General features: G+C 71.7%; 23 protein-coding genes. 8 read left to right on the top strand and 15 right to left on the bottom strand.

Features of this window, described 5'->3' with window-relative positions:
• Window positions 1-6: 6 nt before the first annotated feature.
• Genes FHX44_RS09440 through FHX44_RS09430 form a run of 3 tightly spaced genes read right to left on the bottom strand, consistent with a single transcriptional unit; the run spans window position 7 to window position 4435 of the window.
• The gene (locus tag FHX44_RS09440; protein ID WP_147255134.1) at window positions 7-2208 is read right to left on the bottom strand and encodes a right-handed parallel beta-helix repeat-containing protein; all 2202 of its coding nucleotides are present in this window, start codon (window positions 2206-2208) and stop codon (window positions 7-9) included.
• Complete coding sequence (locus tag FHX44_RS09435; RefSeq protein ID WP_147255133.1) at window positions 2205-3455, bottom strand: glycosyltransferase; 1251 nt, start codon at window positions 3453-3455, stop codon at window positions 2205-2207. Before FHX44_RS09435 ends, FHX44_RS09440 begins: the two co-directional genes overlap by 4 nt.
• Entirely contained in the window at window positions 3452-4435 is a 984-nt protein-coding gene (locus FHX44_RS09430) for a nucleotide sugar dehydrogenase (protein ID WP_147255132.1), read from the bottom strand. Before FHX44_RS09430 ends, FHX44_RS09435 begins: the two co-directional genes overlap by 4 nt.
• Before the next feature lie 704 nt (window positions 4436-5139).
• Between FHX44_RS09430 and FHX44_RS09425 the strand changes: the two genes are divergently transcribed.
• Both FHX44_RS09425 and FHX44_RS09420 read left to right on the top strand, forming a co-directional pair.
• Window positions 5140-6102 (top strand): patatin-like phospholipase family protein, encoded by a 963-nt coding sequence (locus FHX44_RS09425; protein WP_147261035.1) that lies wholly within the window; start codon window positions 5140-5142, stop codon window positions 6100-6102.
• Window positions 6103-6121: 19 nt separating this feature from the next.
• A complete protein-coding gene (locus tag FHX44_RS09420) occupies window positions 6122-7402 on the top strand; it encodes a competence/damage-inducible protein A (protein ID WP_147255131.1) in 1281 nt (426 codons plus the stop codon).
• Window positions 7403-8138: 736 nt separating this feature from the next.
• On the opposite strand, the gene FHX44_RS09415 is transcribed toward FHX44_RS09420, so the two are convergent.
• The 3 genes from FHX44_RS09415 to FHX44_RS09405 form a co-directional block, all read right to left on the bottom strand.
• Entirely contained in the window at window positions 8139-8807 is a 669-nt protein-coding gene (locus tag FHX44_RS09415; RefSeq protein WP_147255130.1) for a transposase, read from the bottom strand.
• Window positions 8807-9244 (bottom strand): IS110 family transposase, encoded by a 438-nt coding sequence (locus tag FHX44_RS09410; RefSeq protein ID WP_147254181.1) that lies wholly within the window; start codon window positions 9242-9244, stop codon window positions 8807-8809. Before FHX44_RS09410 ends, FHX44_RS09415 begins: the two co-directional genes overlap by 1 nt.
• Before the next feature lie 295 nt (window positions 9245-9539).
• Window positions 9540-10142 carry a superoxide dismutase gene (locus FHX44_RS09405; protein WP_147255129.1) on the bottom strand — a complete coding sequence of 201 codons (603 nt, stop codon included), beginning with the start codon at window positions 10140-10142 and terminating at the stop codon, window positions 9540-9542.
• 88 nt (window positions 10143-10230) lie between these two features.
• On the opposite strand from FHX44_RS09405, the gene FHX44_RS09400 reads away from it, so the two are divergent.
• The gene (locus FHX44_RS09400) at window positions 10231-10518 is read left to right on the top strand and encodes a hypothetical protein (RefSeq protein WP_147255128.1); all 288 of its coding nucleotides are present in this window, start codon (window positions 10231-10233) and stop codon (window positions 10516-10518) included.
• A gap of 179 nt (window positions 10519-10697) precedes the next feature.
• Entirely contained in the window at window positions 10698-11123 is a 426-nt protein-coding gene (locus tag FHX44_RS09395) for a hypothetical protein (protein WP_147255127.1), read from the top strand.
• A gap of 7 nt (window positions 11124-11130) precedes the next feature.
• Here FHX44_RS09395 and FHX44_RS09390 read toward each other — a convergent pair whose 3' ends face one another.
• From FHX44_RS09390 to FHX44_RS09355, 7 genes are all read right to left on the bottom strand, one after another.
• Window positions 11131-12432 carry a hemolysin family protein gene (locus FHX44_RS09390; protein WP_147255126.1) on the bottom strand — a complete coding sequence of 434 codons (1302 nt, stop codon included), beginning with the start codon at window positions 12430-12432 and terminating at the stop codon, window positions 11131-11133.
• A 10-nt stretch (window positions 12433-12442) separates the two neighbouring features.
• On the bottom strand, window positions 12443-14221 hold the full coding sequence (locus FHX44_RS09385) for a PDR/VanB family oxidoreductase (RefSeq protein WP_246170286.1): 1779 nt from the start codon (window positions 14219-14221) through the stop codon (window positions 12443-12445).
• Window positions 14222-14327: 106 nt separating this feature from the next.
• Window positions 14328-14933: a PadR family transcriptional regulator gene (locus FHX44_RS09375; protein ID WP_147255125.1), complete on the bottom strand. Its 606-nt coding sequence runs from the start codon at window positions 14931-14933 to the stop codon at window positions 14328-14330.
• A 6-nt stretch (window positions 14934-14939) separates the two neighbouring features.
• Complete coding sequence (locus FHX44_RS09370) at window positions 14940-16073, bottom strand: epoxide hydrolase family protein (RefSeq protein WP_147255124.1); 1134 nt, start codon at window positions 16071-16073, stop codon at window positions 14940-14942.
• Entirely contained in the window at window positions 16073-16831 is a 759-nt protein-coding gene (locus tag FHX44_RS09365) for an SDR family NAD(P)-dependent oxidoreductase (protein WP_147255123.1), read from the bottom strand. Before FHX44_RS09365 ends, FHX44_RS09370 begins: the two co-directional genes overlap by 1 nt.
• Before the next feature lie 10 nt (window positions 16832-16841).
• Window positions 16842-17843 carry an acetamidase/formamidase family protein gene (locus FHX44_RS09360; RefSeq protein WP_147255122.1) on the bottom strand — a complete coding sequence of 334 codons (1002 nt, stop codon included), beginning with the start codon at window positions 17841-17843 and terminating at the stop codon, window positions 16842-16844.
• Window positions 17844-17909: 66 nt separating this feature from the next.
• Window positions 17910-18710 carry an IclR family transcriptional regulator gene (locus FHX44_RS09355; RefSeq protein WP_147255121.1) on the bottom strand — a complete coding sequence of 267 codons (801 nt, stop codon included), beginning with the start codon at window positions 18708-18710 and terminating at the stop codon, window positions 17910-17912.
• A gap of 78 nt (window positions 18711-18788) precedes the next feature.
• Here FHX44_RS09355 and FHX44_RS09350 point away from each other — a divergent pair, with 78 nt between their 5' ends.
• Genes FHX44_RS09350 through FHX44_RS09335 form a run of 4 tightly spaced genes read left to right on the top strand, consistent with a single transcriptional unit; the run spans window position 18789 to window position 21684 of the window.
• Entirely contained in the window at window positions 18789-19961 is a 1173-nt protein-coding gene (locus FHX44_RS09350) for a 4-hydroxybenzoate 3-monooxygenase (protein WP_147255120.1), read from the top strand.
• Window positions 19962-20010: 49 nt separating this feature from the next.
• Window positions 20011-20739 (top strand): protocatechuate 3,4-dioxygenase subunit beta, encoded by a 729-nt coding sequence (pcaH, locus tag FHX44_RS09345; protein ID WP_147255119.1) that lies wholly within the window; start codon window positions 20011-20013, stop codon window positions 20737-20739.
• Window positions 20732-21280 carry a protocatechuate 3,4-dioxygenase subunit alpha gene (pcaG, locus tag FHX44_RS09340; RefSeq protein WP_147255118.1) on the top strand — a complete coding sequence of 183 codons (549 nt, stop codon included), beginning with the start codon at window positions 20732-20734 and terminating at the stop codon, window positions 21278-21280. Before pcaH ends, pcaG begins: the two co-directional genes overlap by 8 nt.
• Before the next feature lie 11 nt (window positions 21281-21291).
• Window positions 21292-21684 carry a nuclear transport factor 2 family protein gene (locus FHX44_RS09335; protein ID WP_147255117.1) on the top strand — a complete coding sequence of 131 codons (393 nt, stop codon included), beginning with the start codon at window positions 21292-21294 and terminating at the stop codon, window positions 21682-21684.
• A 7-nt stretch (window positions 21685-21691) separates the two neighbouring features.
• Here the strand turns inward: FHX44_RS09335 and FHX44_RS09330 are convergent, their stop codons facing one another.
• Together FHX44_RS09330 and FHX44_RS09325 are read right to left on the bottom strand one after the other, a co-directional pair.
• A complete protein-coding gene (locus FHX44_RS09330; protein WP_147255116.1) occupies window positions 21692-22297 on the bottom strand; it encodes a response regulator transcription factor in 606 nt (201 codons plus the stop codon).
• Window positions 22297-23412 carry a sensor histidine kinase gene (locus tag FHX44_RS09325; RefSeq protein ID WP_147255115.1) on the bottom strand — a complete coding sequence of 372 codons (1116 nt, stop codon included), beginning with the start codon at window positions 23410-23412 and terminating at the stop codon, window positions 22297-22299. Before FHX44_RS09325 ends, FHX44_RS09330 begins: the two co-directional genes overlap by 1 nt.
• Window positions 23413-23418: the final 6 nt, after the last annotated feature.

The raw sequence follows: 23418 nt of genomic DNA, 5'->3' as shown, positions 1-23418 counted from the left end.
GCGTTCCTAGCCGGCACCCACCGGGATCGCCGGGGGCAGGCGCTTCTTGTTGCCGCCCACCTTGCGCTGGCGGAATGAGTGCACCTGCTCCAGCACGATGGCCAGCAGGATCAGCGGCACGCCCATGGCGGCCAGCAGGTTGAGCGGGGGAAGGCTGATGTTGTTCGCGCCTTCCGGTGTGAACACCCCGCGGACGGCCTCCAGCGCGTGCACGCTCGAGTTGGCGAGCACCATCTGGCTACCGGGCGACACGTCGAGCCCCAGGTCGGTGGCCTCGATCGCGACGTTCTCCGCGCGCACCATCTCGGACGAGCGGACCCGCATGCCCGCGCTGGGCCCGTTGATCGCCACCGCGGTGATCGTGGCCGGTCCGGTGACCTGGATGCCGGTGGCACCACCGTTGATCGTGCCGCCGCTGACCACGGCGTGCGGGGTGCCGAGACGGATCGCGCCGTCCTCGACGTTGTTGGCCGTGAGGTCGGTGATGGTGACGTCCTGCGCACCCGGCGAGGAGACGACCCCGTCGCGACCGCCGTCGATCGTCGTGCCGGTGAGCTTGACGTGCGCGGCGCCGCGCTCGACGCGCACACCCGCCTTGGCGTCGGTGATCTGCACGCCGTTGACCTGGATCTCCTTGCCACCGACGTTCACGCCGGCGACCCGGGCACCCTCGATGGTCGAGTTCTTCAGCTCCAGGTTGGTGGTGCTCTTCTCGACCACCACGCCCCGGCGCCCGCCGTTCGTGCGGACGTTGTCGAGCACGATGCCGGTGCTGCCGACGTGGGTGAAGATGCCGATCGGCTGGTCGGTGGCTGCGAAGTCGGTGACCGTGACGTTCTCCACCTGGTTCAGCCGCAGGCCGCCCGCCTCGTCGGCCTCGGTGCTGATGCCACTGATCTTGGTGCCCTTCTGCACCGTCACGACCAGGCCGTAGAGCTTGTTGTTCAGCGTGGTGAGTCCGCTGATCGGCCGGTCGGAGTTGTCCCCGCCGACGAACATCCCGTTGCCGCCGTTCTTCTCGGCGCGGAGATTGGCCATGCGGGTGCCCCGGTCGCCGTTGAGGACGATGCCGTCGCCCTCGGACTCGGTGACCGTCAGCCCGTCGAGCTGCACGCCCTGGGCCTTCGAGACCTCCACGCCGACGTTGTTGCGCTGCAGCGTGGTGCGGACGAGCGATCCGGTGCTGCCCGGGTTGAAGCCCACGGCGGGTTCCGCGGTCGCCTGGCCGTGCTCGGGGACGCCCATGTCGGTGATGGTGACGTCCGTGGCGTTGATCTCGCCGCCGCCCGCCGCTTCGAGGAAGGGCCGGCCGACCGCGTCCATCGGCAGCTGCTGCCCGCCGCGGTCGACGCCCGAGAGCGTGGTGTTCTTCAGCGTCAGCCGCCCGCTGCCGGTGTAGATCGCGGAGGCGTCCGGCACCTCGGGTCCACCGGTCAGCTTGACGGTGGGGATGTCGGCGATCTCGAAGTTGACGCCCGGCGTCAGGACGATGGCCGTGTTCACCGTGGCGGTGTCGCCGTCGATGGTGATCCAGTCGGCCGGCAGCATGCGATCGAGCCCCTGCAGGTCCAGCGAGCCGGGGCGCCGCGGGACGAGGGTGGTGAGCCGCCCGTTGTCGACGACCTCGACGCGGTCCGTGCGGATGGTGACCATCTGGCGGGGCCGGCCGCGCTCGTCCCACGACGCACGCGCCTTGGCTGCCTGCTCGGCGCGCTCGGCGGCCTCTCGCCGCTGCCGCTCGATCTCCTTGAGGCGCTTCTCCTCGGCCTTGCGGGCAGCTTCGGCCGCCTCCTTCGCGGCCTTCTCCTCCGCCTTGCGCTGCTCCTCCTGCTGGCGCTTCTCTTCGAGCTCCTGCTGGGAGGGTCCGGTGGGCCTCGGGGTGACGGCGCGCGGTGGGTCGGGGTCGGGGTTCGTGTTGCCGCCACCGCTGCCGCCGCCGCTGCCGCCACCGTCGCCGGGGTCGCTTCCGCCGCCGCTCCCGCCGCCGTCGCCGCCGGGGTCGCTGCCGGAGCCACTCCCGTCACCGCCGGGGTCGGTGGCACTACCACCGGTGTCGCTGCCCCCTGGCGGAGTCGACTGGGCCACGGCGTTGCCCGCGGTCGCAGCCGCGGCCGAGCCCGCGGTGACGGGAAGCGTGAGCGCGCCGATGGCGAGGCTCGCCAGGATGATCCTGGCGAGACCGCGCGTGTGATTACGGGAGCTGGTCATGCGGCCCTCCCAACACCGACCGCCCGCATGGGGATGGTCGCGTCGTCCTCGATGCCGCCGCCGGCGCCCGCGGTGCGGACGACCTGCCCGTTCTCGACGGCGACCTGGCGGGTGCCCCACTTCTGGTAGCGGATCGTCATCAGGGCACGGATCTTGATGAGCGCCATGAGCCACGAGACGACCACGTAGCCCAGGACGAAGAAGAAGCTCGACGGCCGTCGCACGATGTGCGGGAGGAACTTCGCCGCGCGGCTGATCTGCCACCAGGCGATGAGGATGCCGGCGACGACCCACTCCTGCGCGATCAGCGCGGTGACCAGGAAGATCGGACCGAGCAGGACGGTGAAGCCCGACAGGGCCTTGTCGACCATGGTGTAGGCGAGGAACGGGTGCTTCCAGATCCAGGCCTTCGACAGCGCCCGCATGTCGGAGCGCCAGGTGTTGCGGGCCCAGCGCACGCGCTGCTTGAAGAAGATGGCCCACTTGTCGGGGAACGTCGACCACACCACGGCGGTGCGCTGCATGTAGGTGAGGTAGCCGTGCTCGAGCGTGAGCGTGGTGAGGCGCTTGTCGTCCCCGGAGAGGCAGGGGATGCCCCAGAACGACTCCTCCATGAACTCGGCCTCGATCTCCAGCAGCAGGCTGCGGCGGTAGATCGCGGTGCGGCCCGACAGGCACGCGACGGCCTGACCCAGCAGGGTCTGGCTGGCGTTCTCGTCGAAGTACCGGTTGTCGAGGAACATGTCGGTGATCCGCGCCAGGAACCCCTTGGTGCCGTAGACGCTCTGCCGGGTGCCGACCCCGCCGATGCGGGGGTCGGCGAACGGCTTGCACACCTCGGCGGCCACGTCGGGGGCCCAGATGGTGTCGGAGTCGACGAGGGCGACGAGCTCGGTGCGGGCGGCGCGCCAACCGCGGCGCAACGCGTCCCGCTTGCCCGGGACGTCGGTGATCACGATCCGGACCGGGTACCTGCGTGCGATCTCCTGGCAGGTCGTGTCCGATGCGTCGATGACGAGGATGACCTCCTCGACACCGTTGGCCAACCAGGACTCGATCGCCATGGCGAAGATCTCGGGGTCCTCCTGGTAGGTGGGGACCACGATGCTCATGGGGAGCCGGTAGTTGTTGACGACCGGTTTGTAGAGCACTGCCGGGATCCGGCGGACCAGCCACGTGGCCCACCGGATCAGGCCGAGCACCCCGAGCGGGGTGCCCAGCACGTAGTAATACGCAGGTAGATTCATGCCGGCTCGTGCTGCTGCTGTCCGCTCGCCCCAGCAGCAGCCGTCTCCTTTCCACTGGCGGCCATGCGCAGCTGGGCGTGAGTAGCGGCGTGCGTGGCGGTGTCGACCTCTTCTGAAACGATCGCGGCGAGGCGGTCGTTCGTTTCAACCACCGCGGCGAGCAGCGGCATGTCGACGTCGATGGTCTTGGCGAACCCGAGGAAGCCGCAGGTGTCCTTGGGCAGGCAGACCCCGCCGTAGGGGGCGCCGCCGCGGATGCCGTACTCGGGGTTGATCGAGCCCTCCGCGGAGCGGGCCACGGTGGCGGCGATCGGGTCGAGGTCCAGGCCCAGCTTCTGGGCGACCAGCCACATCTCGTTCCAGAAGCTGATCTTGGTGGCGTTGAAGATGTTGTGCGCGGCCTTGATGAACTCGGCCTCGGCCGGGTCGGAGAAGGTGCGCAGCTCGCCACCGAAGGGGGACAGCAGCTCGCGCAGCCGCTCGACGTTCTGCGGGTCGCGGCTGGCGATGATGGTCATCCAGGGGTTGGCGAAGTCCTCGGCGGCCGAGACCGCGCGCAGGAACTCGGGGTTCGAGGCCAGCCCGAAGCCCTCGTTGGCCACCATCCCGGAGTTCTCCTCCAGGGTGGTCTTGACCAGGCCCTCCGTGGTGCCCGGGGGAACGGTGGAGCGCACCACGACCGTGTGGCGGGCAGCGGAGCCCTTGAGTGCGCGTCCGACCGACGCGGTGCCGGCCTCGAACGCCGACAGGTCGTAGCGGTGCCCCTCGTGCGGCGTGGGCAGGGTCAGGAAGATCAGCGACTCGGGCTCGTCGGTCAGGTCGATCTCGGTGCGGGCATCCCACCCGCGTGCCGTGAGCTCCTTGACCCGCGCCTCGTTGATGTCGATGAACGTCACGTCGTGGCCGGCCTCGCGGAGGCCGCCACCCGTTGCAGCTCCCACGACACCCGATCCGACGATGAAGATCCTCGACGACTGCATGGAATGCCCCTCCAATTCTTGACGACCGTTCCGGCCGCCTCTGACAGACGATGGTTTCGCAACCGATAGGTCCACGATCGCCCAGGTCCGTCGTTACGCAGCGCAACCACAGTGGTGGAAGCAGCCACTCGGATGCCCGGGTTTCCCCAGGTCGGTGACAGGGTACCTGTCGGGCTGATCAGCCGGTGGAGTGAGGGACCTGAGAGCTTCACAGCTCTTTGTAACCAAAGCCTGTGATCTGAGTCACCTTATGAATCACTCGCTCGGACCAATTCGACGGCACGTCGCCGAATAGCAGTAACGTTCCAAGGGGAACCGTTCGACGTTTCGACATTGCCGTTCGGCGCCACTGCTCGACAATGGGCGCGTCCCGCTCGCCGCTCGGCGCGCGCTGACATGCTGCGCGCAACCTCGGCGCGCTCGGCTCGTTCGACTGAGTCGACCGCGACGGCGAGCGGTCACTCCGCGTGCTCCCCGCCGCTGCGCCGCCCGCGCGACGGCGAACCCGTCCGGGTCACCAGCCCTTCGGACCTGCGGATCGTCCCCCGTGGAGGGCGGTCGGGGCGTCCTGCCCCGCGGCGCCGATCGACAGCCTAGCCGCGGTGAACGACGTCCATGGCCGCTGCCCGTCGTCATCGCCCGAGCACCGGTCGTGGCTGCGAGGTCGGCGACTCCGCCGCTCCCGTTACCCTTCTCGGGTGCCGATGGTGTCTCCCGTCCCCTTCCTGCACGGTGACCGGGAGGTCATCGAGGTCCTGCACGAGCGGAAAGCAGCCCGCACCACGCCCGGCGCTCGTGACGACGATCACCGGGTCGCCCTCGTCATCGGCGGGGGCGGGATGCGCGGCGCGTACGTGGCGGGAATGCTGCGCGCGCTCGACCGGGCCGGCCTCGTGCCCGCCTTCGACGAGGTCTACGGGGCGTCGTCCGGTGGGTTCAGCGGGGCGGCCTTCCTCACCGGAGAGGCCGCCGCCTGCGCAGCGAGCTACCCCGAGGACCTCTCCACGGACGTGTTCATCAACATGCGCCGGCTGGGCAGCCGGCGCCCGGTCGTCGCCCTCGACCACCTCGTGCACGACGTGCTCGGTGACCGCAAGCCCCTCGCGTGGCACGAGCTGGGGCGCACACCCGCGCCGTTGCGCATCGTGGCAACCGATGCGGCGGACCTGACCGCCCACACGCTGGAGGGCATGGAGACGGTCGAGGACTGGCAGCGGGCGCTGCGCGCGAGCGCGGCCATCCCGCTCCTGGCCGGCCCCCCGATCTCCTGGGGCGGCCGGCGCTGGGTGGACGGGTCGGTCGCCGAACCGCTCGCCATGGCGCGGGCCCTGCGCGGCGGTGCCACCCACGTGCTCGTGCTGCTGTGCCGGGGGAGCGACGACCTGCACGGGGACCCCGACGCCGGGCTCTCCCTGTGGGCCCGCGCGCTCGACCGGATCGTCCCCGGGCTCGGCTCGCTCGCCCAGGGTTCCCGCCGCTACGGCGCCGACCTGCGCCTGGTCACCGACGCCGCGCACCCGGAGCGGGGGCCGGGCCACCTCGCCGCGATCGGCCCGGCCCGCTCCGCCGGCATGGGCGCGCTGTGCGTCGACCCGGTGCGGGTGGGTGAGGCGGTGCAGATCGGGGACGAGTCGGCGGCCGTGGCGTTGGAGGCGGTAGCCGCCTGATCCGGATACGGTCGCCGGTGTGGGTGCTCTCCGGCCGCGGGCCGCCGTCGTCGTCACCGGAAGCGAGCTGCTGACGGGGGCGATCTCCGATCGCAACGGCCCGTGGCTCGCCCGCGAGCTCGCCGCGCTCGGCTTCGAGGTGGCGCACGTGCAGCTCGTCGGCGACCGGCCCGACGACCTCGCCCGTGCCCTGGAGCGCGCCGACGACGACGGCTGCGAGCTGGTCGTCACCAGCGGCGGCCTCGGCCCGACGGCCGACGACCTGACCGGCGAGGTCGTCGCCCGGTTCGCGGGCGTGCCGCTCGACCTGGACGAGGCGATGTACGCGCGGATCGCGCAGATCCTGGCCGGTTTCGCCGCCCGCACCGGATTCGGCGGCCCCGCGCTGGACGCGGCGAACCGCAAACAGGCCATGGTGCCCAGGGGCGCGGTGGCGCTCGACCCGGTCGGTACGGCTCCCGGGCTCGTGGTGCCCCGTCCCGGCGGACCGCTCGTCGTGGTGTTGCCCGGGCCGCCTCGTGAGCTGCAGGGGATGTGGCCCGCCGCGCTGGCCTCGGCGCCCGTGCGGGACCTGCTGGCGCGCGTGCCCGCCGCAGGCGCCCGGTCGTTGCGCTACTTCGGCCTGCCGGAGTCCGAGATCGCGGCCACCCTGCGGGCGATCGAGGCGGAGTGCGACCTGTCCGACGTCGAGATCACCACCTGTCTACGCCGCTCCGAGCTGGAGGTGGACCTGCGCCCGCAACCGGGCGCCGAGGCGGTGGCCGAGGCCGTGCACGCCGAGCTGGCCGCCCGGCACGCCCGGCACCTGGTGAGCGCCGACGGCACCAGCACCGACGAGCTGCTGGCCCGTGCCCTGCGCGAGCGCGGGTGGACCGTCGCCACCGGGGAGTCGTGCACCGGCGGCATGCTCGCCGCGAGGCTGGTCGATCTGGCCGGGTCGTCCGACTACGTCGCGGGTGGGGTGGTCGCCTACTCGAACCAGGCCAAGACCGACCTGCTCGGCGTGCCCGCCGAGATGATCGCCACTCACGGCGCCGTGTCGCCGGAGGTGGCGCGGGCGTTGGCCGACGGCGCCCGCGAGCGGTTCGGCGCCGACGTCGGCGTCGGGATCACGGGGGTGGCCGGGCCGGGCGGCGGCACCGAGGCGAAGCCCGTGGGCTACGTCTGCTTCTGCGTCACCACGGCCGACGGGCAGGTGATCGCCCGGGACCCCCGCCTGCCCGGCGGGCGCACGGACATCCGGGAGCGGTCCACGGACGTGGGCATGCACCTGCTCCTCCGGGCGGCTCGGGGGGCCTGACCTGCTGGGTGCGAGTTCGGGTGGGTTGGCGCGATTCTCGAGTGCCGCTCGCGTCGGTCGGTCGGAGATGTACATCTCCAGGCCCCGCTCGCCCTCTCGGATCCACCACCGGGACTCGAGCGGGCGCGACGCGCGTTGCGCGGATGCGGTCGGGCGGGTGGCCGGCTTGGAGAACACCGATCCCGTGGGCGCCCTGCGAGATGCGGCCTCGCCTCCCGCACCTGCGTGCGAGCCCGTTCCGGTTGAGTAGCGGGGGCAACTGGCCTGTGGTCGTCCTACCAGGGATGATCTGCACCACAGGATAGTTGCGTAGGCACCCGGCGGAGACGGGCTCGTCGTGAACCGCCGTGCCCTCCGGTCGGGGACGGCCGCCCACGCAACGACGGGGTTCGGTAGTTCTGCCAACCCGGCCACGACGGCGGGTGCGTGGCGCGGGCAACGGGGCGGGCTGCACGGGCAGCCGGGAGAGGTGCGCGACCAGCGTCCGGCGCGGGGTGTCGGGAACGGCGCGCCCAAGCCGCGCATCCCATGATCAGGTCGGCACCACGGGGCTCGGGTCGAGATCGAACCCCCGTGGTGTCGACTTGATCATGCAAACCCCGCGTGATCGTTCCGAAGTGCTGCTCAGTTCCCTCGCCGCCCAGCTTGGACCGATCATGCCGCGCTGATCGTTCCGAGACCACGTTGAGCGCCCTCGCGAGGGCCGGTTCCTGCATCTCGGACGCTTCTATATCTGTCAAGCGGCTGAGGACGCGTTGCTGCTTGTGGTCGTGATGGTCGCGGTGAGGAAGCGGTAGAGCTCGCGCGCGATGTAGCGCTTGAGGCAGCGTCGGATCTCTCGGGTGGTCTTCCCTTCGGCGGTGCGGCGGGCGAGGTAGGCCTTGGTCGTGGGGCAGCTGCGCATGCGGACCATCGCGATGGTGTGCAGTGCGCTGTTGAGGGCGCGGTCACCGCCGCGGTTGAGCCGGTGCCGCTTGATGTGGCCGCTGCTGGCCTCGAGCGGGCTGGCGCCGGCGAGCGCGGCGAAGGCGCCCTCGTTGCGGCAGCGCCCGGGGTGGGAGAAGCTGATGATCGCTTGGGCGGCGATGATCGGGCCGATGCCGCGGCGGTCGGTCAGCCCGGGAGCGAGGTCGTCCACGATGCGCTGGAGTTCGCGGCTGTTGGCCCGTAGTGCGCGGTGAGACCCTCGCAGTGCGAGAGCGAGGCGCCGGATCTCGGCCTGGCGCACGACCTGCTCGCGGCTGGCATCGCGGGCCGGACGGTGGCGGGCCAGCGCAGCGAGCCTGGTGTCGGTGAGCGTGCCACGGGCGAAGTCACGGTCGCGGTCGTCGCCGCCCAGCAGCAGTGCGCGTAGCCGGTTGGTCTGAGCGGTCGAGCTGTCGGTGAGCTCGTGGCGGGCGTCCATCAGGATCCGGCGTCCATCAGGATCCGCAGCGCTTCGCGGTCACCATCGGCGCGCGGGCTCGGGAGCTGGTCGGCGTCAAGCCGCAGCGCGGTGAGCACGGCCAGGTGCGCGTCGATCGCGTCGGACTTTCCCCGACCGCGACGGGACTTGCGGTTGGGCTGCTCGCACTCGATCACCATCACACCGGCACCGCTGACTGCGCGCGCTAGTCCGATGCCGTAGCTGCGGGTGCCCTCGATCGCGACGGCGACCCGCGACCCGGGAGCGTGATCGCCGATCCAGGCCAGCAGCTCGGCGTAGCCGCGGGAGTCATTGCTGACCTGGCAGGTCGCGACCGGGGCTCCGGTCGGGAGGGCGATTTCTGCGTCGTGGGTGTCGTCGTGGGTGTCACGGTGGGTGTCGACACCGACGACGGCGTCGACACGTTCTGCCAACATGGGCACGGGCCTGGTCCTTCTGACGGGGAACGGGTCCAACAGGCGGCACCGGCCCGGGTGAGGGTCACCACGTGGCACATCTGTGACGGGTCACGCCGTAACCGGCGGACAGGCTTCTGATCAGGCCAACCGGTGAGCCGGGCCGGTGCCGGCGACCACGACGGAACAAGTCCGAGACAGGGCACGCCGAAGCGGCCAGATCGATCACGAGTCACATCGGGTCACCGGCACCGAGCCTGACGGTTCTCCACCCAGGAGCACCGCACCGACACACTCACAGATCGATCACCAGGCGTCAGGCCCCGCGGGCCTTGTCGAAGCGCTCGGCCGCGTCGGCCCAGTTGATGACGTTCCACCAGGCCTTGACGTAGTCGGGCTTGACGTTGCGGTACTGCAGGTAGAAGGCGTGTTCCCACATGTCGAGCAGGACGAGGGGGATCTGGCCTGCGGGGAGGTTGGCCTGCTGGTCGTAGAGCTGGTGGATGAGCAGGCGTCGGCCGAGGGTGTCCCAGCCGAGGATGGCCCAGCCGGAGCCCTGGATGGTGGTGGCGGCGGCGGTGAAGTGGGCCTGGAAGGCGTCGAAGGAGCCGAAGTGCTCGTCGAGGGCGGCGGCGAGTTCGCCGGTGGGCTTGTCGCCGCCGTCGGGGGAGAGGTTCTGCCAGAAGGTGGAGTGGTTGACGTGGCCGCCGAGGTTGAAGGCGAGGGTCTTCTCGAGGCCGACGATGGCGCCGAAGTCGCCTCTGTCGCGGGCTTCGGCGAGCTTGTCGAGGGTCTGGTTGAGGGCGCCGACGTAGGTCTGGTGGTGCTTGGAGTGGTGCAGCTCCATGATCTCGCCTGCGATGTGCGGGGCGAGGGCGCCGTAGTCGTAGGGCAGGTCGGGGAGGCTGTACTGGATCATCGGGACTTCCTCGCTCTGGATCACGTGTGAGGTAGGCGCGATCCTTACGCTCTTGCCAGTAGTTCGCAACTGTGACTACCGTGCGGCCGTGAACCGACGTGTCGCCTTCGTGCTCCGCGTCTCGTTCTCGCGGGCTGCTCGGCGCCGACCGCTCCGGGGGGTGCGGCCGGCGCGGGCGTGGACCAGACGCGGATGGCACTGGCGGAGGCCCGGGGCCCACGGCGTCGACCGGCAGCTGGGGTCCGCGCTCGCAGCGCAGCTACCCGAACCCGCACCGGACCTGATGTCCTCCACGGTTGCGCTGCGCACGGACGAGGAGCCGCTCGCGGTGCGGGCGGACCGGGTCGAGCGGCCGTTCACTGGCCGGGCCGGGTAATTGCAAGTAGATTGCAATTACCTCGTGCTGGTGGTCGTTCTGGCAGCTCGACGTCGGCGGGGGCGCGGGCCCGGCCGTTCGACGGCCGGGCCCGTGTGTAACTCAGGGACACCCAGGAGCGTTTATCTCGAGGGGGAGTCGGTGTCGGGCGCGCACGCAGTGCGTGCCGGGGGGAACGCATGGGGATATGGGCTGCATGGCCAGGTCGCGCCAAGGCCGTCGGGAGGGCGGGTCCGCCGCACCCGCACGAGGAGGGGCTCGCGCTCACCCGTGACGAGCAACGCCGGTTCGACGAGATCGCTCGCCGGATCGATCAGGACGAGATCCCGATCCCGCCGACCAGCGGGGCCGTCCCACCGCGGCTGGCGGCCATCGGCCTGTTCCTGGTCGGCGCGACCGGGGTCTTCACCGGCCTCGCCCGCGGCGACGCGGTCGTGATGGCGGTGGTCGGGATCGTCCCGGCCGTGTCGGCGACGCTCCTGATCGCGCTGGCGAGAGGGAGCGGTGCCCCGGCAGCGGCGGCCGGCTCACCGGTCAAGCGGCTCTGGTGGTGGCTCACCGCCACCGCCGGGCAGCGGGGCGACGAGGCGGACGAGTCGGCATAGCGCCGGATCAGGTCTCGTCCTGCTCGATGCGCACGGTCGCGACGCGCCGGCCGTCCATCTCGGTCACGACCAGCGTCGCGCCGCCCGCCGGGACGCGGTCGCCGACCGCGGGGATCCGCCCGAGCGCGTCCTGGACGTAACCACCGAGCGTGTCGAACTCCCCCTCCGGCAGGTCGAGACCGGCCCGGTCGCGGACCTCGTCGCGGTGCAGGAGCCCGTCGAGGAGCACGTCGCGACCGTCGCCCGTCGTCGCGGCCCGGTCCTGTGCTGCGCGCCGCGGAGCGTCGAACTCGTCGTCGATGTCACCGACGATCTCCTCGATCAGGTCCTCGAGCGTGACGATGCCGGCGGTGCCGCCGTACTCGTCGATGACGACGGCGAGGTGCACCCGCTTGGCGCGCATCTCCGCGAGGGCGACGAACATCGGCTTGTTCTCGGGCACGGCGTGCACCGGGCGCATGACGTCGGCGACGGTGCGCCCGTCGGGTCCGTCGAGCAGTGCGGTGGTGAGCAGGTCGCGCACGTGGACCACGCCGACGACGTCGTCGACACCCTCGCCGACCACCGGGTACCGGGAGTGCGGCTTCCCCACGATCTCGCGGGTCGCCGTCGCGAGATCGGTGGCAGCTGGCAGGAAGTCGACCTCGGTGCGGGGCAGCATGACCTCGCGCAGGTGCCGGTCCGCCGCGTCGAACACGTCGGCCAGCACGCGGCGTTCCTCGCGGTCGAGCTGCTCGTGGGTGGCGACCATGTCGCGCAGCTCCTCCTCGGTGACCTGGTCGCGGCCGGCCCGTGGGTCGAGGCCGAGCAGCCGGACGACCGCGTCGGTCGTCCGCGACAGGAGCCAGATGGCCGGCCGGAACAGCGATGCGATGCGGTCGAGCACCGGGGCGACGAACAGCGACACGCCCTCGGCGCGCTGCAGGGCCAGCCGCTTGGGCACGAGCTCGCCCAGGACGAGGGAGACGAACGAGATCAACGCCGTGACCACGATCAGCGCGATCGTGGTCGCGAGCCCGGCCGGCAGGCCCCACGAGGTGAGCAGGGCGCCGAGCGGTTCGGCGAGGGTGGACCCGCCGTAGGCGGCGGAGAAGAACCCGGCGAGCGTCACGCCGATCTGCACAGCGGCGAGGAACCGGTTGGGGTCCTCCCGCAGCCGGGCCACCTTCGCCCCGCGCCTGCTGCGCGACGACAGCCGCGAGACCTGGCCCTCCCGCAGCGACACCATCGCCAGCTCCGAGGCCGAGAAATAGCCGCCGATCAGGACGAACAGCAGTACCAGGCCGATGCTCAGGGCGATGCCGTCCACGCACAGGACACTAGATGTCCAGCACGATCCGCCCTCCGTGCGCGCGCGAGACGCAGGGGTAGATGACGTCGGTGCGGTCGCGCTCGTGCGCCTCGAGCAGGCTGTCGCGGTGGTCGGGGGCGCCGGCGAGCACGCGGGTGATGCAGCTGCCGCATACGCCCTCCTCGCACGACGCGTCGAGGGTCGGGTCCACGTCGTGGATGGCGGCGAGGAGGGTGCGGCCGGCGGGAACGTGGACGGTCGAGCCGGTGCGGCGCAGCTCGGCGTCGAAGGGCAGGTCCGGCCGGTGGTCCCCGCGGTCCGCGGCCGCGAACCGCTCCGTGTGCAGGACCCCGTGCGGGGGCATCGCGCCCGCCACGGCATCGAGCAGCGACGCAGGCCCGCAGCAGTAGACGCCGACACCCGCGGGTGCCTCCGCCAGCAGCCGGTGCAGGTCGGGGCGGGCCGTCGTGTCCGCGGGCGCCAGCCGGACGTTGTGTGGGTACTGACGGGCGAGCGCGTCCGCGAAGGGCATCGAACGCAGCGATCTCCCGCGGTAGAGCAGCAGCCACGGCGCGCCGTCCGCGTGGAGGCGCCGGATCATCGGCAGGAACGGGGTGATGCCGATCCCGCCTGCGATGAAGAGGTGGGCCGGTGCGGTTTCGAGCGGGAAGTGGTTGCGCGGCCCGCGGATCCGGAGCCGCGCTCCGGCGCGCAGCTGGTGGATCTCGGCCGACCCGCCGCGCCCCGCCGGCTCGCGCAGCACCGCCACGCGGTACTCGTCGAGCTCCGCGGGATCACCGCAGAGGGAGTACTGGCGCACCCGTCCCGAGGGCAGGACGAGGTCGATGTGCGCTCCGGGCTCCCAGCCGGGAAGCCGCCCACCGCCGGTGGAGCGTAGGGTGAGCGCGACGGTGTCGGCGGCGATCGTCCTCGTCTCCGCGACCACGACCGGGATCGCCGGGCGACCGGGTGCCGTCCGCTTGCGGCGGCCCCACCGCGTCCTGCCACCCGGCTTGTACAGCGACAGCAGCAGCGCGGCCACGAGGCTGAGCAACGCGACGCCGAAGCCCCAGAACACGACGTCCGCGGCCGCGTCGATCCCGTCGGGCCCACCGCCTGCCGCCGCGAGGCGAGCGGCCTGCTCGCCTGCGGACTCCAGCGCGTCGTGCAGGAACCCGAATGCCATCACGAGGATCGCGACCGAGATCGACAGCTTGGTCACGACCCAGTGATACGTGACCAGGCCCCATGCCGTGGTCAGCCCGAGCGCGATCCCGCTGAGCGACGTGGCGAGGTTCGCCCACGGCAGCAGCGTCGTGTCGAAGGTGGCCATGAGCTCGTAGACGACCGCTGCGACGTGGACGTCCTCCGTCGTCAGGGCCACCACCGACATGGCGACGAAGGTCACGGCGGTGCCGACCCAGGACGCGGAGCTCACGACGTGCGCGGCGACGAGGGCCTTGTGCTGCCGTCTCGGCAGCCGTCCCGCGAGCAGCGACATGGCCGGCACGACGAGCCAGCTGCAGAACATCGCGATCAGGTCGGCGACGACGAAGGCCTGCACGACCGTGCAGGCGAGCAGCACCCAGCACAGCCCGGCGGTGAGCCGCCGGTGAGCGGCGGGTCGGGCCGTCAGCGCGCCCGTACCGCACGCGAGCAGCGCGAGCAGGTACCAGAGCGGGACGTGCAGCGCAGGCAGGTTCGGTGGGAAGAGCGGCGGCAGCTGGGTCATGACGAGGGCGATTGCGCCGTAGCCGAACAGCAGTGCGCGGGCGCCGCGGGCTCCCGGTGGGGCGAGGGTGGTCAACCGCTGCTCTTCGTTCGATAGTCATTATCGACTAGTCGACGCTAACTAGGGCGCGGACGGCGGCCATCGGGGATGTCCCCGAGGGGATCCCTGGTCGCGGTGATCGTCAGACGTTCTGGGGCTTTGCGTGGAACTCGCGCCAGAACCGCCCGAACCCGGTCTGCTCAGCCGTCTCGATGCGGACGACGAGCCCGCGGACGAATTCACGTTCGGCATCCACGAGCGCCAACCGGTACTCGTGCTCGACGAGGAAGAGCGGGTCGACCTCGGACGCCTCGATGTGCGCTCGGATCCGGTCGGCCTCCGCGCTCAGCGCGTCGAGGCGCTCACCGAGCAGCTCCCGCACGGTGGAAGGGGGCAGGACGACGATCAACGAGAGCGCGGCCTCGAACTGCCGGTACTCCTTGACCGGCGTGGCGACGAGCTCCCGCATCCAGTCCCGCAGCTCGGCGCGACCCGCGTCGGTGAGCGCGTAGATCGTGCGCTCCGGGCGGCGGGAGTCGCGCTGGGTCTCGACCGGGACGACGAAAGCGGCCCGCTGGAGCTGCTCGATCACCATGTAGAGCGAGCTGTGCCGGTAGCGGATGCTCTCCTGCTGCTTGCGCGCGGTGAACAGCTTCCCCAGCTCGTAGGGGTGCATCGGGCGCTCGGCGAGATAGGCGAGCACCGCGAGGGCGAGCGGGTTGCTGATCACACGTCGCGCGGGCGGCATGCGGGGTCAGCGCAGCTTGCGGAAGAAGGTGCGCAGCTCGTCGACCAGGACGTCCGGCTGCTCCAGAGCCGCGAAGTGGCCGCCGACCGTGGGCTCGCTCCAGTGGCGCAGGTCGGTGTAGCGCCGCTCGATCCAGTGTCGCGGCAGCCGCACCAGCTCCTGCGGGAAGAGCGTGACCCCGGTGGGCACGGGCACCTCGTCCATCCGCCTGCGTTTGTAGCTCTCCCAGTACAGGCGGGCCGACGACGCGCCTGCGTCGGGGAGCCAGTAGAGCATCACGTTGTCGAGCAGGCGGTCGCGGGAGATGACGTTCTCCGGGTGGCCCGCGCAGTCGGTCCAGTCCCAGAACTTCTCGACGATCCACATGCACTGCCCGGTGGGAGAGTCGGCGAGGCCGTAACCGAGCGTCTGGGGCCGGGTCGACTGCTCGTGCGAGTAGCCGGCCCCCACCTTCATGAACGTCTTGCGGGCGGCGAGGCCCTTCCGCTCGGCCTCGGTGAGGGGCTTCGCCTCGTCGTCCGGCGGAGGCGCGGCCAGCGGCATCGTGAGGTGGATGCCGACGAGGTTCTCGGGGGCCCCGGTGCCCAGCGCGGAGGCGATCCCCGCCCCCCAGTCGCCGCCGTGCGCCGCGTACCGGTCGTAGCCGAGCCGGTCCATGAGCTGGGCCCACGCGGTGGCGATCCGCTCCACGCCCCATCCGGGAACGGTCGGCTTGCCGCTGAACCCGTAGCCGGGCAGCGACGGGATCACGAGGTGGAACGCGTCGGCCGGGTCCGGCGGATCGGTGAGCGCCGCGACGATGTCCAGGAACTCCACGATCGACCCCGGCCAGCCGTGGGTGAGCAGCAGTGGCAACGCTCCCCGATGCCGGGACCGGACGTGCAGCAGGTGCACCTCGACGGTGTCGTCGCCCCCGCCGTCCAAACCGGTGCGGAACTGGGGGAGTGCGTTGAGCTCGGCCTCGCAGCGCCGCCAGTCGTAGCTGCGGCCCCAGTAGCCGCACAGCTCGCGGGCGTAGTCCAGCGGCACGCCCTGCGTCCACCCCTCCGCCGTCGCGGGGTCGGGCCATCGGGTGCGGGCGAGGCGCTCGCGCAGGTCGTCCAGGTCGGACTCGGGTACCTCGATGCGGAATTCCCGCACTACAACTGCACTCCTCTGGTCAGGGCACCGTCGACCACGAGGTTGGTGCCGCTGATGAACGACGCGCGTGGGCTCGCGAGCATCGTGACCGCGTACGCGACCTCCTCGTCGGTGCACATGCGGCCCGTCGGGTTGAGCGCGAGCGCCTTCGCGAAGAACTCCGGGTTGTTGCGTTCGATGTTCTGCCACACGCCGCCGTCGAAGTAGACGTTGCCCGGGGAGACGGAGTTGGCCCGCACCTTGCCCGCGTTCTGGTGGGCGAGGCCTGCCATGTAGTGGACGAGCGCGGCCTTGATCCCGCCGTACGAACCTGCGAAGAAGTCGACCTCTCGCCCGGACACGCTGGACACCGCGATCACGTTGCCGTCGTCGCTTCGTTCCAGATGTGGCAGCGCGGCGTTGACCAGCCGCACGGTGTGCATGAGGTCGACCTCGAACTCCGTGCGCCAGCTCTCCTCGTCCTGTCCGGCCTTGATCGCGCTGACGTTGGCGACCGCGACATCGACGCCGCCCCAGCGATCGGCCGTCGCCGCCACCCAGTCGACGAGACCCGGGCCGTCGGTGACGTCGAGCGCGGTGCCCGCGACGTCGTGCCCGGCGCCTCGCAGCGCCTCCTCCGCGGCCTTGACGTCCGCGTCGGTGCGGGCGCAGAAGGCCACCCGGGCCCCCTCGGCGGCCAGTGCCTCGACGATCGCCCGCCCGATCCCCTTCGTGCCACCCGTGACGAGGGCGACCTTCCCGGCAAGTTGCAGATCCACTCGGGCTCCTTCAGGTGAGGGTGGTGGCCTGCTCGCGCAGGTGGCGGTGCATGCCGCCGAAGGCGTCGGCGGCGGGCAACAGCGACTTCTCGATCTTCGTGACGGCGCTGTAGTTCGTGTCGCAGACGTTCGCGAGCGGAGAGCGGCTGATCTGGGTGAGCAGCTGGTAGGCGTCGAGCCGGTCGAGCCCGTACAGCTCGCCGAGCCAGGCGATCATGCCGACCTGACTGGCCCGCCACGCGTCCTCGAGGGGACGCGCCGACCCGACCACGACGTAGTCCTCGTCGTGTTCGAGGCGCGGCCACGCCGGCGCGTGTCCCTTGACGAGCTCGACGATCAGGGTGACGTCCATGGCGCCCTCGACGGCGGTGCCGCAGCTCTCGCCCTCGCCCTGGCGGTAGTGGCCGTCGCCGACGGAGAAGAGCGCGCCCTCGACGTTCACGCCGAGGAAGCAGGTGGTGCCCGCCCGCATCTCCGGGGTGTCCATGTTGCCGCCGAAGGTGTCGGGCACGAGGCTCGATCGGACCTCGCGGCCCGGCGGCGCCACCCCGACCGTGCCCAGCATCGGCGCGATCGGCAGCTCCAGGCTGAGCGAGCTGCGCTGCGCCTCGAACCGGACGATGCCGCGGGCGCGGTCCAGCTCGTAGATCCACGTCTGCTCGGGGAGCGGGTCGTTCAGCAGGGCGGTGCGGTCGGTGCCGGTGAGCGCGCCGAAGAACGGGATCGTGCTGGACGCCGCCCAGTCCCGGGCCGGGGTGAGGTCGACGATGTGCAGGGCCAGGGTGTCGCCCGGCTCCGCCCCCTCGACGAAGAACGGCCCCGTCTGCGGGTTGACCTCCGCCATGTTGAGCACCTGCGACGGCTTGTCGGTCGTGCGCTGCAACCGGCCGGAGAAGGCGTCCTCGGTCCAGAGCTTCAAGACCGTGCCGGGCGTGATCCGGTGGGTCGGGGCGACACCGCCGAACGTCCACGCGTACTGGTCGGGCTGCGGCCGGAACTCCAGGACGTCCACCCGGCAGATCGTGGGCCCAGGGGAGGGCCGGCGCAAGCCCGGCGCCGGAGTTCAGGAAAGCCACATTCAGGGCCTTGCGGTTCCGGAATGTGGCTTTCCGGAACCTCGGGTACCCCGTCCCGGGCCGGGTTCGGGGGCGCCGAGGGTCCTCGAGATGCCTCTGGCGGCCGCTCTCACCACCGGAATGTACGAGCGCGCGTCCGACGTCTCGGCCGGGACCACCACCGACAGCGCCGCCACCACGTCCCCGCGGGGTCCGTGCACGGGGGCGGCGACCGAGAGCGCGATCAGCTCGATCTGCCCGTCGCTCACCGCCACGCCGGTGCGCCGGACCTCGGCGAGCACGCGCCGGACCTCCCCCGGGTCGCACATCGTCTTGGCGGTGTAGCGCTTCAGCGGTGCGGCGAGCACCTGTTCCTGCAGCTCCGCGGGGGCGTTGGCCAGCAGGACGAGGCCCACCCCGGTGGCGTGCAACGGAAGGCGGCCACCCACGCGCGTGATCACGTTGACGGCGCCGCGGCCCGAGATCCGCTCGACGTACACGACCTCGGTGCCGTCGAGCACCGCGAGCTGGACGTTCTGCCGGGTGACCTCGTAGAGGTCCTCGAGGAACGGCATGGCCGACTCCCGCAGCCCCAGCCCGCGCGGCGCGAGCGCGCCGACCTCCCACAGCCGCAGCCCGATCCGGTAGCGCCCGTCGGTGCCCCGTTCGAGGGCTCCCCATTCGGCGAGCTCACCGACGAGCCGGTGGGTGGTGGTGAGCGGCAGGTTCGCGCGCCGGGAGAGCTCGGTGAGCCCGAGCTCGGGGCGCTCGGCGGTGAACGCGGCGAGCACCCGCAGCACGCGTCCCGTCACCGTCTCGGTCATCAGGTGAGTGTGCCGTGCCTCTTCCGCTGGCCGGAAGCCGCGTCGAGGACGCGGTCGGTGTGCGTCAGGCTTCCCGGCATGCGCACGCAGGTCGGCATCGTCGGGGCGGGACCAGCGGGGCTGCTGCTGTCGCACCTCCTGGCCCTCTCCGGCATCGACTCGGTGGTGCTCGAGACCCGCAGCCGCGAGTACGTGCAGCAGCGGGTGCGGGCGGGTGTGCTGGAGCACCCCACCGTGGAGCTGCTGCGCGAGGTCGGGCTCGCCGAGCGGCTCGACCGCGAGGGGATGCCGCACGAGGGGATCTCGCTGCGCTTCGAGGGCGTGGACCACCGCATCGACTTCACCGACCTCGTCGGCCGCGGGATCACCGTGTACGGGCAGCAGGAGGTCGTGAAGGACCTGATCACCCGGCGCCTCGCCGACGGCGGCGACCTTCGTTTCGAGGTCTCCGACGTGGTGCTCGACGGCCTCGCAGACTCGCCGGTGATCTCCTACACCGACACCACCGGCACCCGCCACGAGCTGCGCTGCGACATCGTCGCAGGCTGCGACGGCTTCCACGGGATCAGCCGCGACACGTACTCGCCGGAGGTGTTCGACCGCGAGTACCCCTACGCGTGGCTCGGGATCCTCGCCAAGGCCGCCCCCACCCAGCACGAGCTCGCCTACGCCAACCACGCGAACGGGTTCGCGCTCTACTCGATGCGCAGCCCGGAGATCACCCGCCTCTACCTGCAGGTGCCGCCGGACACCGACCTCGCCGACTGGCCGGACAACCGGATATGGGACGAGCTGGCCACGCGCCTTGCCGCCGATGGCTTCACGCTCAACGAGGGCCCGGTCCTGGAGAAGGGCGTCACGGGGATGCGCAGCTTCGTGGCCGAGCCCATGCGGCACGGGCGGCTCTTCCTCGCGGGCGACGCGGCGCACATCGTGCCGCCCACCGGGGCGAAGGGCATGAACCTCGCCGTCGCCGACGTGCGAGTCCTGGCCGAGGCGCTCACCGCCTACCTCGCAGGCGGCGACGAAGCCGGTCTCGACGCGTACTCCGACACGTGCCTGCGCCGCGTCTGGCGGGCGGAGCACTTCTCGTGGTGGATGACGTCGATGCTGCACAACGCCCCGGACGGGGACCCGTTCACCCGCCGCCTCCAGCTCTCGCAGCTGCACTACACCGTGACGTCGAGAGCCGCGGCCACCAGTCTCGCCGAGAACTACACCGGCCTGCCTCATCGAGCCATGCATGTCTGACGGCTGAACGCCGCCAGGCGGACAACCGTCAGTGAAAGGACTGATCATCGTGACGCTCGCCCAGCCCGCCGGCTACCGGCAGCCACCGCCGGGCACGCACCCGCCGCTGGACCACCCCGGCTACAAGAGCACCGCCCTGCGGGCGCCGTCGCAGGCGCCGATCGTGCTGCCGAACCGGCTCACCGAGGTCACCGGACCGCTGCTGACGGCGGGCCACAGCGACCTGATCGGCCCCAGCGACCACGACCTCACCACCCAGCACGCGGGCGAGCCGATCGGCCAGCGGATCGTCGTGTTCGGCCGCGTCCTCGACAGCGACGGGCGTCCCGTGCCCGACACGCTCGTCGAGGTGTGGCAGGCCAACGCGTCCGGCCGCTACCCGCACAAGAACGACAACTGGGCCGGCGCGCTCGACCCGAACTTCACCGGCGGCGGGCGGGTGCTCACCAACAACAAGGGCGAGTACTCGTTCACCACGATCAAGCCCGGCGCCTACCCGTGGGGCAACCACCACAACGCGTGGCGCCCGGCGCACATCCACTTCTCGCTCTTCGGTCGCGCGTTCACCCAGCGGCTCGTCACGCAGATGTACTTCCCGGACGACCCCCTGTTCGGCCAGGACCCGATCTTCAACTCGGTCCCGGACCCGAAGGCCCGCGAGCGCATGATCTCGACGTTCGACCTCGAGGCCACCCGGCCGGAGTGGGCGCTCGCCTACCGCTGGGACATCGTGCTGCGCGGCCGCGAGCAGACCCCCTTCGAGGAGCCCCATGAGTGACCTGCTCACCCCGTCGCAGACGGTCGGGCCGTTCCTGTCGATCGGCCTGACCTGGTCCGACGGCCACCTGGTCGTCCCCGAGGGCAGCCCGGGGGCGATCCGCATCTCCGGCATCGTGCGCGACGGCGCGGGCGCCCCGGTGCCCGATGGCGTGATCGAGACCTGGCAGGCCGACGCCGACGGCCGCTTCGACCACCCCGACGACCCGCGGGGCGCCTCCGGCTCCGGGTTCGCCGGATTCGGCCGCTGCCCGACCGACGGCGAGGGCCACTACCAGATCGTCACGGTGAAGCCGGGCGCGCTGGGGGACGGGCAGGCGCCGCACATCGACGTCACGGTGCTGGCGCGCGGGCTGCTCGACCGGCTCGTCACCCGCATCTACTTCCCGGACGAGACCGAGGCCAACGCCGCCGACCCGCTGCTGTCGTCGCTTCCGCCCGAACGCGCGGCCACCCTGGTGGCCGAGCACGCAGGCGAGGGCGAGCTGCGGTTCGACATCCGCCTGCAGGGCGAGGGGGAGACGGTCTTCCTCCAGATCTGACCGGAGGCTCGATGTCGGACGAGACCGGTGCACGACAGGCGGTCGAGGCGGAGCTGGAGGCCGTCGAGGACGAGTGGGCACGCGCGATCGTCTCGAACGACGCCGCACGGATCGCCGGCTTCATGGCGGACGACTGGGTGATGGTCTCCGCGTCCGGCGTGACGACCAAGGAGCAGTTCCTGTCCGTGGTCGAGTCCGGGGCGTTGACCCACTCGGCCATGGACCGCGTCGGCGACTCCCGGGTGCGGGCCCACGGTGACACGGCGCTCCTCACCGCGCGCATGACGAACACCGCGCACTACGAAGGCAGGCGGTTCGACGCCGACGAGTGGGTGACGGACGTGTTCGTGCACCGCGGTGGTCGCTGGCTCTGCGTGCTGAGCCAGATCACCCCCGTCGCCTGAGACGGGCTCACAGCCAGCCGTTCTCCTCGGCGATGCGGGCGGCCTCTGCGCGGTTGGCGGCGCCCGTCTTGCCGATCACGGAGGACAGGTGGTTGCGGACGGTGCCGCCCGACAGGTTCACGGCGCGGGCGATGTCGGCGACGTTCGCGCCGTCCCGGGCCGCGCGCAGCACGTCGCGCTCCCGTTCGGTGAACGGGCTGACGCCGCGGGCGAGGGATTCCGCGGCCAGTCCGGGGTCGACCACGCGCAGCCCCGCGTGCACCCTGCGGATCGCCTCCACCAGCTGCTCCGGCGGCGAGTCCTTCACCACGAAGCCGGCGGCGCCTGCGGCCATGGCACGGGCGAAGTAGCCCGGCCTGCCGAACGTCGTGCACATGACGATGCGGCAGGTCGGCAGCGCGGCGTGCAGCCGCTGCGCCGCGGTCAGCCCGTCCGTGCCGGGCATCTGCACGTCCAGCAGTGCGACGTCGGGCGAAGCGCGGCGGGCGGCCTCGACGACCTCGTCCCCGTCGCCGACGTCGGCCACCACCTCGATGTCGGGCTCCAGGTCGAGCATCGCCGCCAGTGCACCGCGGACGAGCGCCTGGTCGTCGGCCAGCAGCACCCGGATCATCACGCCTCCGCGTACAGGCGGAAACCCTTGGCCGGCAACGATTCCGCGGTCAGCCGGCCGCCCACGGCGGCCATCCGTTCGGTGAGACCGGTGAGGCCGCTCCCGGCCTCGACCCCGTCGGTGGGCCGGCCGTCGTCGCGGATCTCCAGGCAGCGCGGGCCCATCCGGACGACGCAGCGGGTGGCGCCGCTGTGCCGGATCACGTTGGTGACGCCCTCGCGCAGGACGTACGCGAACGGCTCCCGCAGCTCCTCCGCGACGTCGTCGACGGCCTGCGGGAGATCCCCCGCGATGTCGGCCGCCCGCAGCGCCTCGTGGGCCCCGGCGAGCTCGGCGGCCAGCGAGGGCCGCCGGTAACCGGACACGGTGGCGCGGATCTCCGTGAGCGCCTGGCGGGACAGCCGCTCGGCGTCGCCCAGCTCGGTGAGGGCCCGTCCCGGATCGGCCCCGCTCTCCAGGATCCGCCGGGCCAGGCCGGTCTTGACGGTGATCGTGGTGAGGCTGTGGCCCAGTACGTCGTGCAGGTCCCTGGCCAGGCGGGACCGCTCGTCGGCCACGGCGAGCGCGCGGATGCGGTCGTGCGCGGCGCGGAGCTGGTTGACCGTGCGGATCAGCTGGGTCACGGCCACCACGCCTGCGGTCATCATGAGCAGCACGAACGTGTCGCTCCAGTCGACCGCGCCGTCCACCGCCCGCGTGCCGGCCATCACCGCGGCGGTGGTGAGCAGGCCGAGCGCTGCGCCCCACCGCAGCGGCAGCAGGATGATCCCGGCGGCCACCGCGTAAGCCAGCATCGTCAGGTCGCTCGGGTCGCCGGTCACCAGCGCGAACGCGGCACCGATGACGTACAGCCAGCCGATGAGGAGGGTCCGCCCGGCCGGCCCGTACAGCGGTCCGAAGTACAGCGTGAGCAGGTAGCTCGCTGCGTACGCCGAGGCGACGGCGACCAGTGCGGCCGCGGACCCGCCCCACTCCTCGATCACGTTGCGCACGAGGAAGGCCAGGAACACCGCGGAGGCGATCACGCTCCGCAGCCGGACCCGGCGGGTGGCCGCGGGGTCCACGGGGCGCCAGACCGGCCATTCCCGGAGGTCGACGCCCGGCTCGGCACTCACGATCCG

The sequence above is a fragment of the Pseudonocardia hierapolitana genome, assembly GCF_007994075.1.
Lineage (GTDB): Bacteria > Actinomycetota > Actinomycetes > Mycobacteriales > Pseudonocardiaceae > Pseudonocardia > Pseudonocardia hierapolitana.
Note: the sequence above shows the minus strand (reverse complement) of the source record. Positions and strands in the feature narration are given on the sequence as shown.